Origin of the sequence: Methylobacterium sp. Leaf102 (assembly GCF_001422425.1) — a bacterium.
GTDB lineage: Bacteria > Pseudomonadota > Alphaproteobacteria > Rhizobiales > Beijerinckiaceae > Methylobacterium.
In genome coordinates this window covers 36,657-49,887 of sequence record NZ_LMMX01000040.1, presented here as the reverse complement: position 1 = coordinate 49,887, position 13,231 = coordinate 36,657, and the positions used below count along the sequence as shown (strand labels likewise).

Annotated in this window: 10 protein-coding genes; 4 read left to right on the top strand and 6 right to left on the bottom strand. The window is 69.5% G+C overall.

Going from position 1 to position 13,231, the window contains the following annotated elements; all coding sequences use genetic code 11:
• Positions 1-265 precede the first annotated feature (265 nt).
• The 4 genes from ASF27_RS20010 to msrP all read left to right on the top strand — a co-directional run bounded on the left by ASF27_RS20010 (position 266) and on the right by msrP (position 5,340).
• The gene (locus tag ASF27_RS20010; protein WP_056362878.1) at positions 266-1,759 is read left to right on the top strand and encodes a leucyl aminopeptidase; all 1,494 of its coding nucleotides are present in this window, start codon (positions 266-268) and stop codon (positions 1,757-1,759) included.
• Positions 1,756-2,472, top strand: a complete 717-nt coding sequence (locus tag ASF27_RS20005) for a hypothetical protein (RefSeq protein ID WP_056362875.1) — start codon at positions 1,756-1,758, stop codon at positions 2,470-2,472. The genes ASF27_RS20010 and ASF27_RS20005 overlap by 4 nt, the downstream gene beginning before the upstream one ends.
• An 85-nt stretch (positions 2,473-2,557) precedes the next feature.
• Positions 2,558-4,267: an AMP-binding protein gene (locus ASF27_RS20000; protein WP_244481071.1), complete on the top strand. Its 1,710-nt coding sequence runs from the start codon at positions 2,558-2,560 to the stop codon at positions 4,265-4,267.
• Between the two features lie 122 nt (positions 4,268-4,389).
• Positions 4,390-5,340, top strand: a complete 951-nt coding sequence (gene msrP / locus ASF27_RS19995; protein ID WP_056174521.1) for a protein-methionine-sulfoxide reductase catalytic subunit MsrP — start codon at positions 4,390-4,392, stop codon at positions 5,338-5,340.
• 19 nt (positions 5,341-5,359) lie between these two features.
• Here the strand turns inward: msrP and ASF27_RS19990 are convergent, their stop codons facing one another.
• The 6 genes from ASF27_RS19990 to carB form a co-directional block, all read right to left on the bottom strand.
• Positions 5,360-6,250, bottom strand: a complete 891-nt coding sequence (locus tag ASF27_RS19990; RefSeq protein ID WP_056175021.1) for a LysR family transcriptional regulator — start codon at positions 6,248-6,250, stop codon at positions 5,360-5,362.
• Positions 6,251-6,456: 206 nt separating this feature from the next.
• Complete coding sequence (gene trxB, locus ASF27_RS19985; protein WP_056174523.1) at positions 6,457-7,431, bottom strand: thioredoxin-disulfide reductase; 975 nt, start codon at positions 7,429-7,431, stop codon at positions 6,457-6,459.
• Between the two features lie 14 nt (positions 7,432-7,445).
• On the bottom strand, positions 7,446-8,480 hold the full coding sequence (locus tag ASF27_RS19980) for a mitochondrial fission ELM1 family protein (RefSeq protein WP_056174525.1): 1,035 nt from the start codon (positions 8,478-8,480) through the stop codon (positions 7,446-7,448).
• Between the two features lie 60 nt (positions 8,481-8,540).
• The gene (locus ASF27_RS19975; RefSeq protein ID WP_244473847.1) at positions 8,541-9,053 is read right to left on the bottom strand and encodes a hypothetical protein; all 513 of its coding nucleotides are present in this window, start codon (positions 9,051-9,053) and stop codon (positions 8,541-8,543) included.
• A gap of 8 nt (positions 9,054-9,061) precedes the next feature.
• The gene (gene greA / locus ASF27_RS19970) at positions 9,062-9,538 is read right to left on the bottom strand and encodes a transcription elongation factor GreA (protein ID WP_187272944.1); all 477 of its coding nucleotides are present in this window, start codon (positions 9,536-9,538) and stop codon (positions 9,062-9,064) included.
• A gap of 126 nt (positions 9,539-9,664) precedes the next feature.
• Entirely contained in the window at positions 9,665-13,150 is a 3,486-nt protein-coding gene (gene carB / locus ASF27_RS19965) for a carbamoyl-phosphate synthase large subunit (RefSeq protein WP_056362870.1), read from the bottom strand.
• Between the last annotated feature and the right edge of the window lie 81 nt (positions 13,151-13,231).

Below are 13,231 nucleotides of genomic sequence, written 5' to 3'. Positions count from 1 at the left end.
CGCGGACGGATCTCCCGGGGGACGTTTGGCCGGGTCACCGATGCGGCGACCCGCCGATGTAGCGCAGGCCCGCAGGTCGCGTCGAGCCACCCCTGAAGCGCACCAAACCGGGCGGTTTGACGGCGTTTTCCGCCGCCGCGCCATCGCGTTGCGTTCTGACGCTCGTCGGGTACACAGGAAACCGATCCGGCGCCGCCCGTCCTTCGCGTGCCGCGCCGCACACACTCGACGCGCGACCTTGGCGCGCCCATGGAAAGCTGCAGGCATGGCGGACGGTATCACGATCGCATTCGGGGCCCTCGGACCGGTGGGCCGGGGCGACCTCGTCGTCTTCGTCGGCGACGATCTCGCCCTCGCACCCGAGGTAGCCCAGGCCGTCGGGCGCGGTGCCGCCGACCTGGTCGTCCGCGCCGCCGCGAGCGAGCGCTTCAAGGGCAAGTCCCTCTCGGCCCTCACCCTGCCGGCCCCCGCCGGCCTCGACGTGGACCGCCTGGTGGTGGTCGGCCTCGGCTCCGAGAAGGACCGGGCCAAGCTCGACTGGCCGGCGCTCGGCGGCTTTGCCGCCAGCAAGGTCACGGGCCGCACCGCCACCCTGGCGCTGGTGCTCCCGGGCGTGACGGTGACGCCCGAGAACGCCGCCGACATCGCGCTGGGCGCCCGCCTGCGTCACTACAGCTTCGACCGCTACAAGACCAAGAAGAAGCCCGAGGGCGAGGAGACCCGCGGCACGACGCTCACCCTCATGGTGACCGATCCGGCCGCCGCCGAGGCCGCCGTCAGGACCACCGATGCGGTGGCCGAGGGCGTGATCCTGGCGCGTGAACTCGTCAACGAGCCGCCGAACGTCCTCTTCCCGGCGGAGTTCGCCCGCCGCGCCGAGGACCTGACGAAGCTCGGCGTCGAGGTCGAGGTGCTCGGCCCCGGCAAGCTCGAAGCCCTCGGCATGGGCGCGCTCCTCGCCGTGGCCCGCGGCTCGGTGCGCGAGCCCCGCGTGGTGATCATGCGCTGGAACGGCGGAGCGGCGGACGAGGCCCCCATCGCCCTCGTCGGCAAGGGCGTGTGCTTCGATTCCGGCGGCATCTCCATCAAGGGGGCGGCCGGCATGGAGGATATGAAGGGCGACATGGGGGGTGCGGCCTGCGTCGTCGGCACCCTGCACGCCCTGGCGTCCCGCAAGGCGAAGGTGAACGTGGTCGGTGCCATCGGCATCGTGGAGAACATGCCCGACGGCGACGCCTTCCGCCCCGGCGACATCGTCACCTCCATGTCGGGCCAGACCATCGAGATCATCAACACCGACGCGGAGGGACGCCTCGTGCTCGCCGACGTGGTCTGGCACGTCCAGGGCGCCTACAAGCCGAAGTTCATCATCGACCTCGCCACCCTCACGGGCGCGATCATCGTGGCGCTCGGCCAGGACATCGCCGGCCTGTTCTCCACCGACGACGACCTCGCCGCCAAGCTCACCGCCGCCGGCGAGGCGACCGGCGAGGCCGTATGGCGGATGCCGCTGATCCCGGCCTACGACAAGGCCATCGACTCTAAGTTCGCCGACATGAAGAACACCGGTGGTCGCCACGGGGGTGCGGCCACTGCCGCGTCCTTCATCAAGCGCTACACCAACGACGTGCCGTGGGCGCATCTCGACATCGCGGGCGTCGCCATGTCGTCCTCGTCGTCGGAGATCAACCGGAGCTGGGGTGCGGGCTGGGGCGTGCGCCTCCTCGATCGCCTCGTGCGCGACAACTACGAGGCGTGAGCCGCGTATCCGCCGCCGCCTGGGCGCTGGCCCCGGCGGCGGCCGCGATCCTCGGCGTGGGCCTGGCCTGGGCGACGGGGTTCAGCCAGCGCATGGTCCTGCCGGGGGTGGTCGAGGCGCGATTCTACGGCTTCTTCCTCGACCGGTACCCGCTGTTCGCCGCCGCCATCCTGTACGGGCTCGCCGCCCTCCTCGTGACGATGATCCGGCCGGGGCCGGGCCGACCCGTCCGGCGCCTCGCCGGCGGCGCGGTCGCGGTCGCGATGCTGCTCGTCGCCGGCCTGTATCCGACCTTCGGCGGCCCGACCCTGCGGTCGGGCTTCGCCACGGGCGGCGTCGCCTTCCTCAACGGGCAGACCATGACGGTGGCCTACGGCCTCGGCGCGGCCTCGGCCGCGTTCGTGTTCGGCCTCGCCCTCGGTTTCGGCGGCCTGCTCATGGCCGGCACTGTCCGAAGGGGTGGAGGCTGGGGCCGATGGCTCCTGGCGGCGGGCGGGCGCGTGCTGGTGCGATACCTGTCGCTCTGGTTCGCCCTCGCGGTACTCGGTCTCGCCCACACCGCCGGGCTCGGCGCCTGGCCGCGCCGCCCGCTCACGGGCGGGGAGGCGGCCCTCGCCGCCGCCCTCGTCCTCCTCGCCTTCCTGCCCCATTCGGCGCTCGCCTGGCTCGACAACCGGGCGCGCCATCGGCCACCATCCGGCGCGGTGGCTTGATCCGGGCCGGCAAATCCGAAAAGATGGTTCAGATGTGAACGAAAGCGGCACCAAGCCGCTGCGCCACATCACAGGGAGGTTCGCAATGCCCCAGGATCGGGTGGCCCCTCGTCGTGGCGCCGAGCGTCCGTGGCTGTCCGCCTACCCGCAGGGAATGCCGGCGGAGATCGACGTGGCGGCCCTCGGCACCCTCGTCGACCTGTTCGAGGACACCCTGCGGCGCCATCCCGACCGGCCGGCGGTGCAGTGCTTCGGCTCCCGCATCACCTACGGCGCGCTCGGCGAATCCGCGCGGGCGGTGGCGGCGTGGCTCGCGGCGCAGGGCTACGGCAAGGGCGACCGCATCGCGATCATGATGCCCAACGTGCCGGCCTACCCGGTGGCGATCCTTGGGGTGTTGCTCGCCGGCTGCACCGTCGTCAACGTCAACCCGCTGTACACGCCGCGCGAACTTACCGCGCAGCTCGCCGATTCCGGCGCGCGCGCCCTCTTCGTCCTCGAGAATTTCGCCCACACGGTGGAGACGTCCCTTGCCGAGGTAAGCCTGGAGCGCATCGTCGTCGCCGGGCCGGGCGACGGCCTCGGCCTCAAGGGGCGGGCCATCGGCTGGGCCAGCCGCACCCTGAAGAAAGCGGTGCCGGCCTATGCCCTGCCGCCCGAGCGGACGGTCCGGTTCGAGCAGGTCCAGCGCCTCGGCCGGACCCTGCCGCGCCCGGTCGTCGCCCTCGCTCCCGACGACCTCGCCTTCCTGCAATACACCGGCGGCACCACGGGGGTCGCCAAGGCGGCGATGCTGACCCACCGCAACATCGTCGCCAACGTCGCCCAGTGCCAGACCTGGTTCTGCATCGACGGCGACGACGGCCACGAGCGGGTGATGATCACGGCCCTGCCGCTCTACCACATCTTCGCCCTGACCTGCTGTTTCTTCCTGTTCGTGAAGCTCGGCGGGTCCTGTCTGCTGATCCCGAACCCGCGCGACGCCGACGGCTTCGTGAAGACCCTCAAGGGCAACCGCTTCACCCACCTCTCCGGGGTCAACACCCTGTTCAACCTGCTGGTGAATCATCCGGGCATCGGGGCGGTGAATTTCGGCCACATCGATTTCGTCATCGCCGGCGGCATGGCGGTGCAGGCCCCCGTGGCGGCCAAGTGGAAGACCATCACCGGCACCACCATCGTCGAGGGCTACGGCCTGTCCGAGACTTCGCCCGTGGTCTGCGTGAACCCGCCGAGCCTCGTCGAATGGTCCGGCACCATCGGCTTCCCGCTTCCGTCGACGGACGTCGCCATCCGCACCGTGGACGGGCGGAGCGCCGGCCCCGGCGAGCCCGGCGAATTGTGCGTGCGCGGGCCCCAGGTCATGGCCGGCTACTGGAAGCGCCCCGACGAGACCGCGCGGGCCACCACGCCGGACGGATACTTCCGCACGGGCGACGTCGCGGTGTTCGAGCCCGACGGGCAGGTCCGCATCGTCGACCGGATGAAGGACATGATCCTGGTCTCGGGGTTCAACGTCTACCCCAACGAGATCGAGGAGGTGCTGGCCGGCCATCCCGGCGTCCTCGAATGCGCCGTGGTGGGCGCGCGCCATGACGAGACCGGCGAGATGGTGGTGGCCCACGTCGTCCGGCGAACCGACGAGACCACGCCCGATCTCCTGCGGGCCTTCGCCCGGACCCAGCTCACGGGCTACAAGGTGCCGCGCCGGGTGGTGTTCCACGAGGCCCTGCCGAAGACCAATGTCGGCAAGGTCCTGCGCCGGGCCCTGCGCGACGATCCGCCCGCTTCGTGAGATCGCGCCGCGTGTAACCAAACGGGCCGCCGGTCCGTATGGTGGGCATCGGGCGGATGCCGAGAATCGACGCCGGGCGTCGAAGTGAAGCGTTCCGGCCGGCATCTGCGAAGGAGCCTCACATGCACATCAAGCGTCCGCGCGGCTGGGAAATCCCGGAGCACCTCGCGACCCCCGAGAGCGTCTTCCTCGACCGCCGCGCCCTGCTCGGCGCCGGGGCCGGTCTGGCCGCATCGGCGCTCCTGGGCGCCCGCGGTGCACACGCCGCCGCCGAGCCCGGCCTGTACCCGGCGCCCCGCAACGAGGCCTACGCCCTCGACCGCGCCGTCACGGCGGAGAAGTACAGCGGCGACTACAACAACTTCTACGAATTCGGCATGTCGAAGAGCGTGCTGCCGGCGGCCAACGCCCTCAAGACCAAGCCCTGGACCATCAAGATCGACGGCCTCGTCGAGAAGCCGTTCGAGATCGGCTTCGAGGACCTCCTGCGCAAGGTGACCCTGGAGGAGCGGCTCTACCGCCACCGCTGCGTCGAGGCGTGGTCCATGGCCGTGCCGTGGACGGGGTTTCCCCTCTCGAAGCTGGTGGCGCTCGCCAAACCCGCCTCGGGTGCGAAGTACATCCAGATGCAGACCTTCCTCGACCCCGCCATGGCGCCGGGCCAGCGCTCGTTCCTGTACCCCTGGCCGTACATCGAGGGGCTGACCATGGCGGAGGCGGCCAACGACCTCGCCTTCGTGGTCACGGGCATCTACGGCAAGGCCCTGCCGAACCAGTTCGGCGCGCCGATCCGCCTCGCGGTGCCGTGGAAGTACGGCTTCAAGTCGGTGAAATCGATCACCAAGATCTCGTTCGTCGCCGAGCGGCCCAAGACCTTCTGGGAAGGCCTGCAATCGGCCGAATACGGCTTCTGGGCCAACGTCAATCCGGCCGTCTCGCACCCGCGCTGGAGCCAGGCGACGGAGCGGGTGCTGGGCACCGACCAGCGCGTGCCGACCCTGATCTACAACGGCTACGGCGAGCAGGTCGCGGGTCTCTACAAGGGCCTGGAGAAGGAACGCCTGTTCGTGTGACGGGGCCCAGGCGCGGCGCTCAGTAGATCCAGCGCTGCGCCTTGGCCACGAGGAAGTCCCGGAACGCCTGCACGCGGGCGACGGTGCGCATCTCCTCCGCGTAGACGAGGTAGCTCTCCATGTGCGGCATCTCGCTGTCGCGCATGACCTGGACGAGGCCGGTCCCGCTCTCCACGGCGTAGTCGGGCAGGATGCCGATGCCGGCGCCCGTCTCCATGGCCTGCTGCAGGGCCGTGATGTTGTTCACCGTGAAGTGGATCGGCCGGCGCTCCTGGCCCTCGCGCCCGACGGTGGCGAGCCAGTGGGTGGCGAGCAGGTAGGACGGCTCGTTGCCGCCGAACGAGATCAGCCGGTGGTTGTCGAGGTCGGCGATGCTCTTGGGCTCGCCGAAGCGCTTGACGTAGTCGGCCGCCGCGTAGGCGTGGTAATGCACCGTGAACAGCCGGCGCTGGATCAGGTCGGGCTGGGCCGGCCGCCGCATGCGGATCGCGACGTCGGCCTCCCGCATGGCGAGGTCGAGTTCCTCGTTGGTGAGGATCATCTCGACGCGGACGTCGGGGTAGAGGTCGAGGAACTCGGCCACGCGCTGGGCGAGCCACGAGGTGCCGAGCCCCACGGTGGTGGTCACCTTGAGGTCGCCGGACGGGCGCTCGCTGGTTTCGACGAGGCGCGCGCGGGTGTTCTCCAGGCGCAGCTTCATGTCCCGCGCGGCGCGGAACAGCAGGTCGCCCTGCTCGGTGAGGATCAGCCCCCTGGCATGGCGGTGGAACAGAGGTGCCTTCAACTCGCGCTCGAGGGCGCTGATCTGGCGGCTGACGGCCGATTGGCTCAGGCCGATGTCGTCGCCGGCGCGCGTGAAGCTGCCGGCCTCGGCGACGTTGAGGAAGATGCGGATCTTGTCCCAGTCCACGGCGTCCACTCCCGTACGCACCCCGGTGCCGTCCCGTTCGCCGTTGCCGGCCCGGACCCTGACACGCGCCGCACGGATGCCCACGGATCACAGTGTGGGTCGTCCATGCGAGAAGCGCCGACGGCCCATGCCGTCAGCGCTCAGGTTAGGACTTCGATCTTGCGATTGTGTTGCGGCCGGGCGCAAGCCGCGGCGGACAAAAATCGCTATTCGGCCGCAGCTTGCTGTGGGGTCTCGCCGACTTCGAGGGCGGCGATGAACTTTTCGGCGTCGAGGGCCGCCATGCAGCCCATGCCGGCCGCCGTGATCGCCTGGCGGTAGATGTCGTCGGTGACGTCGCCGGCGGCATAGACGCCGGGAATCGCCGTGTGGGTCGTCCCCGGCTTGGTCTCGATGTAGCCGCCGTCGCGCATGGCGAGCTGACCCTCGAAGATCGCCGTCGCGGGCTGGTGCCCGATGGCGATGAACACGCCGTCGGTCTTGCGTTCGACGATCTCGCCCGAGCGCACGTCCTTGAGGCGCAGGTGCGTCACCGACGGGGGCTTCTGCGTGCCGCAGACTTCCTCGACGGCGTGGTGCCACAGCACCTCGACGTTGGGATGCTTGAACAGGCGCTCCTGCAGGATGCGCTCGGCCCGGAACTCGCCCCTGCGGTGGACCACCGTCACCTTGGAGGCGAGGTTGGCGAGATAGAGCGCCTCCTCCACGGCGGTGTTGCCGCCGCCGACCACCACGACCTCCTTGCCCCGGAAGAAGAAGCCGTCGCAGGTGGCGCAGGCCGAGACGCCGAAGCCCTGGAACGCCGCTTCGGAGGGCAGGCCGAGCCACTTCGCCTGGGCGCCCGTGGCGATGACGAGGGCGTCGCACGAGTAGGTTTCGCCGGAATCGGCTTCCAGCCGGAACGGCCGGACCTTGAGATCGACCTTGGTGATGTACTCGGACACGATTCTGGTGCCGACATGCTCGGCCTGGGCGCGCATCTGCTCCATGAGCCACGGCCCCTGGATCGCTTGCGCGAAGCCCGGATAGTTCTCCACATCCGTGGTGATCATGAGCTGGCCGCCGGGCTGGAAGCCGGAGATCATCAGGGGCTCGACCATGGCGCGTGCGGCGTAGATGGCGGCGGTGTAGCCGGCCGGCCCCGAGCCGATGATGACGAGCTTGGAATGGGTGTGCGCCATCGGATTCGTCTCCTTCAGGATGGGTCGGCGGAGGCCAGGCGCGCGACATGCGCATCGTAGGCCCGCGCCATCGCCTGCGCGATGGCCGGCGTCGCGTCGAGGGGTTCGTAGCGCAAGGTCTCCAAACGACCGATGAAGGGCTTCAACGCGCCCGCCATGGCGAGGCCCGCGAACAGCCGCCTGTGACGGATATAGGTCTTCGGCAGGTCGAACAGGAGGACCGGGGCGCCCGTGCTCACGGCCTCGCCGACCATGTTCGCCGAATCCGACGTGACCACGATGGACTCGGCGAGCGCCAGCATGGCGACGTAGGGGTTCTCGCCCGTCCCGTCCCAGAAGAACCCGCCCTTGGCCGCGACCAGGGCCTCGAGGGCGTCGCGCAGGTCCGGCGGGGTGCGGCGCGAGACCGTCAACATCAGCGAGCAGCCGCCCTCCGAGAGCTTGGTCAGATCGCGCACGAGGCGGCGCATGTCGGCGTTGCGGTAGGTGAGATGCCGGCTGTCGCCGCCGATGAGCACGGCGATGCGCGGCCAGGGCAAGCCGGCGAGGCGCGGATCGGGCCGGGCGCGCGCGGCGGCGAGGCGCTTGGCGGACACCTGATGCGGCGCGGTGAGGGTGGTGAAGACGTTCTCCCCCCGCAGGTCGTCGTAATCCGGCACCCAAACGAAGTTGGCGGTCTGCGGTCCCGTGCGCGGGTCCTTGAGGAACGCCGTGAAGGTTCGTCCCCCCGAGGCTTCGCGGACGGCCCGCAGGTACGGTACCGACCGCCGACCCGAGGCGACGAGGATGTCGGGCAGCGGCCCCGACAGGGCGCCGCGCGCCCGGCCCGGCCGATCGCCCGGGTCCACCGGCCCCCACGGCGCCATCCAGCCGAAGGGCGGGCGCGGCGTGATGCGCCGGGTCTCGAAGGCGAGGCCGAGGGTCTCGGCGAGGCCGAGGCACTGGTTCTCGTCGCCGGCCTTGCCGTCGGTGACGATCCAGGTCCTAGCCTGGGCGATCTCGCGCGGAGGGGAGGGGGTCGTTGCCGGACGGCCGGACGGTGCATGCATCCGGGACGCTTTCGCCATCGGCGCCGCCACGTCAATCCCGCCGGTCGGTTCGCCCGACGATCACTGCGACGGCAGGGCCCGCCGAAGCCAGCCGGCGTAATGCGCCGCGATGGCGGTCACCCGCCGACGCTCCGATTCGGGATCGTACCAGGCCCCGCCGGAACTCGCCGGGACGACGGACAGCTGGGGATGCCGGGCCAGCACCTCGCCACGGCGACCGACGAGGAGAGCCTCCCCGTCGAGATAGTCGGAATCCATGCTGCCGCCGAAGCCGCTCCGGCCCTGGTTGCCGACATAGGGATTCATCGACAGGCTGCGCAGGCGCACCACCAGGGTCGGGCCGCGCCCACCGGAAACATCGGCGAACTCGGCACGCAGGGCCTGGGTGAGATCGTCCTGAAGCGCCCGGGCGCGGGGTCCGTCCCCCTGGGCGAGGAGGGGTCCGACATCGACGCGGATGCCGGACAGCCGCTCGCCCCCGAGGCTCGGCAGACCCTGGGCCGAAGCCGGGGCGGCGAGGGAGAGGAGGCCGAGAAGGCCTCCCGTCCCGGCCCAGCGCAACAGGCGGCGCACGACGACGCTCAGGCGCCGTACTGGACGGCGACGACCTCGTAGGACTTGCCGCCGCCGGGCGTCGTCACTTCGACGGTGTCGCCCACACCTTTGCCGATGAGGGCGCGGGCAATGGGTGAGGTGATGGACACGAGGCCCGAGCGCACGTCGGCCTCTGGCTCGCCGACGAGCTGGTAGGTCTTTTCTTCCTCGGTGTCCTCGTCGACGAGCTTCACCGTGGCGCCGAACTTGATCTTGGTCCCGGAGAGCTTGGTGACGTCGATCACCTCGGCGCGCGCGATCATGCTCTCGAGTTCCATGACGCGGCCCTCGTTGTGGGACTGCGCTTCCTTGGCGGCATGGTACTCGGCGTTCTCCGACAGGTCGCCGAGGGCTCGTGCCTCGGAGATCGCCTGGATGATGCGCTGGCGCTCCACCTGCTGGCGGTGCTTCAACTCCTGCTCCAGCGCCGCGTAGCCGCGCACCGTCATCGGAACCTTGTCTATGGTCATCGTCTCGCGCCACAATGAAGAGGCCCGAAGGGAGCGCGATCGCTCCCCCCGGGCCAGAATAAGATCGTCCAGAACCTAATGCGTCGCGGCCGTGACGCAAGTCACCCGCAACGCGATGATTCAGGCCGCGAAGTATTCCTGCAAAGCGCGGACTTGGAGATCGCCTTCCAGATAGGCCTTGATCCCCTCGGCCGCCGCCATCGCACCCGCGAGAGTGGTGTAGTACGGCACTTTATGCAAGAGGGCCGCGCGGCGGAGCGAGCGGGAGTCGGAGAGCGCACCCGCCCCCTCGGTGGTGTTGAACACGAGCTGGATGTCGCCGTTCTTGATGGAATCGACCACGTGCGGCCGGCCTTCCAGAACCTTGTTCACCCGCTCCGTCTGCACGCCCTGTTCCGTGAGATAGCGCTGGGTGCCGCTGGTGGCGATGATGGTGAAGCCGAGTTCCGCGAGCAGGCGAATCGCCGGCAGGATCCGGGCCTTGTCGGCATCGCGCACGGAGACGAACACCGCCCCGCCCTTCGGCACCTGGGTGCCTGAGCCGAGCTGGCTTTTCGCGAAGGCGACGCCGAAGCTCGAATCGAGGCCGATGACCTCGCCGGTGGAGCGCATCTCGGGGCCGAGCAGCACGTCGACGCCGGGGAAGCGCGCGAACGGGAACACCGCTTCCTTGACGGCGATGTGATCGAGCACCTTCGCCTTGAGGCCGAAGCTCGCGAGCGGCTCGCCGGCCATGACGCGGGCGGCGATCTTGGCGATGGGCTCGCCGATCACCTTCGCCACGAACGGCACCGTGCGCGAGGCGCGGGGGTTCACCTCCAGCACGTAGATGGCGCCGTCCTTGATGGCGTACTGCACGTTCATCAGGCCGCCGACCCGCAGAGCCAGAGCCATGGCCTTCGTCTGGCGCTCCAGCTCGGCGATGGTCTCGGGCGAGAGCGAGCGCGACGGCAGCGAGCAGGCCGAATCGCCCGAATGGATGCCCGCCTCCTCGATGTGCTCCATGATGCCGGCAATGAACACGTCCGTGCCGTCGCAGATGGCATCGACGTCGATCTCGGTGGCGTCCGACAGGTAGCGGTCGAACAGGAGCGGGTTCTTGCCCAGCACCGTGTTGATCTGCCCCGTCTTGTCGTTGGGGTAGCGCGCCTTGACGTCGGAGGGGATCAGGCTCGGCAGGGTGTCGAGGAGATAATCCGCGAACTGGGTCTCGTCGCGGATGATCGCCATTGCACGCCCGCCGAGCACGTAGCTCGGCCGCACCACGAAGGGCAGGCCGAGATCGGCGGCGATCAGGCGGCTTTGCTCGACCGAATAGGCGATGCCGTTCTTCGGCTGCTTCATCCCGAGCTTGTCGAGGAGGCGCTTGAACTGGTCGCGGTCCTCGGCGAGGTCGATGGCGTCGGGCGAAGTGCCGAGGATCGGCACCCCGGCGGCCTCCAGGGCGCGGGCGAGCTTGAGCGGGGTCTGGCCGCCGAACTGCACGATGACGCCGTGCAGCGTCCCGGCCTGACGCTCGGTCTCGATGATCTCAAGCACGTCCTCCTCGGTCAGGGGCTCGAAGTAGAGCCGGTCGGAGGTGTCGTAATCCGTCGAGACCGTCTCGGGGTTGCAGTTGACCATGATGGTCTCGTAGCCGGCCTGGGTCAGCGCGAAGCAGGCGTGACAGCAGCAATAGTCGAACTCGATGCCCTGGCCGATGCGGTTCGGGCCACCGCCGAGGATGATGACCTTCTTGGCCTCCGTCGGCTGGGCCTCGTCGACGACCGTCCCGGCGAAGGGCGCGACATAGGTCGAGTACATGTAGGCAGTGGGCGCCTTGAACTCGGCCGCGCAAGTGTCGATGCGCTTGAACACCGGGCGGACGCCCAGCGCCCGGCGGTTCCTGCGCACAGACTCCTCGTCGGTCTTCGCCAGCACGGCGAGGCGCGCGTCGGAGAAGCCGGCGGCCTTGAGCTGGCGCAGCGCTCCCGGCGTCGTCGGGATGCCGTGCGCCTTGACCCGGTTTTCGAGGTCGATGATCGCCTGGAGTTGCTCCAGGAACCACGGATCGATCTTGCACGAGGCGTGGACCTCCGCGTGGCTGACGCCGAGGCGCAGGGCCTGGCCGACCTTGAGGAGCCGGTCCGGGGTCGGGGTGCCGAGGGCCGCCTTGATGGCGTTGTGGTCGTCGCCCTTGCCGAGGCCTTCGATCTCGATCTCGTCGAGGCCGGTGAGGCCGGTCTCGAGGGAGCGCAGGGCCTTCTGCAGGGATTCGGCGAAGCACCGGCCGATGGCCATGGCCTCGCCCACCGACTTCATGGCGGTGGTGAGCGTCGGCTCGGCGCCGGGGAACTTCTCGAAGGCGAAGCGCGGAATCTTGGTGACGACGTAGTCGATGGTCGGCTCGAACGAAGCCGGGGTCGCCCCGCCCGTGATGTCGTTTGCGATCTCGTCGAGGGTGTAGCCGACGGCGAGCTTGGCCGCGACCTTGGCGATGGGAAAGCCCGTGGCCTTCGACGCGAGCGCCGATGAGCGCGAGACGCGCGGGTTCATCTCGATGACGATCATCCGGCCGGTGGCCGGGTCGATGGCGAACTGGACGTTGGAGCCGCCGGTCTCGACGCCGATCTCGCGAAGCACCGCGAGCGACGCGTCGCGCATCACCTGATATTCCTTGTCGGTCAGCGTCAGCGCCGGCGCGACGGTGATGGAATCGCCCGTGTGGACGCCCATCGGGTCGATGTTCTCGATGGAGCAGACGATGATGCAGTTGTCGTTCCTGTCGCGAACGACCTCCATCTCGTACTCCTTCCAGCCGAGCACGCTCTCCTCGATCAGGACCTCGTTTGTGGGCGAGGCATCGATGCCGCGCTCGACGATGTCGAGGAACTCCTCTCGGTTGTAGGCGATGCCGCCACCCGTGCCGCCCATGGTGAAGGACGGCCGGATGATCGCCGGCAGGCCGACATCGGCGAGCGCGATGAGCGCTTGCCCGATGGCGTGCTCGCCGTAGCGCTTGCGCCGATCGGATTCGCCCCGGTGCCAGGTCTTCTCGAACGCGGCCAGCGCGGGCGCGCGGGCGTCGCCCTCGGTGGCGGTCTCGATCCGGGCGATCTCGGCGAGGTACTTCTCGCGGTCGACCTTCTTGGCCGCCGACGCGTTGGCCACCGCCGATTTCGGCGTCTCCAGGCCGATCTTGGTCATGGCGTCGCGAAACAGCTGGCGGTCCTCGGCCTTGTCGATGGCCTCGGCGGTGGCGCCGATCATCTGGACGTCGAACTTTTCGAGGATGCCCATCTTCTTGAGGGACAGGGCGCAGTTCAGCGCGGTCTGGCCGCCCATGGTCGGCAGCAGGGCGAAGCCCCCCGGCACCACGTGACGCTCCTTCTCGATGATCTTGGCGACGATCTCCGGGGTGATCGGCTCGACATAGGTGGCGTCGGCCATGTCCGGGTCGGTCATGATCGTGGCCGGGTTCGAATTGACCAGCACGATCCGGTAGCCCTCCTCGCGGAGCGCCTTGCAGGCTTGGGTGCCGGAATAGTCGAACTCGCACGCCTGTCCGATGACGATCGGGCCCGCACCGATGATGAGGATCGTGGAGAGATCGGTGCGTTTCGGCATCGGGGGCCCTGGCTTGCGGGCACGCGCCCAGGCACACGCGGCGCCACCATCGGGGGCTGCCGTGTGCGGGCGCGAGCGGCG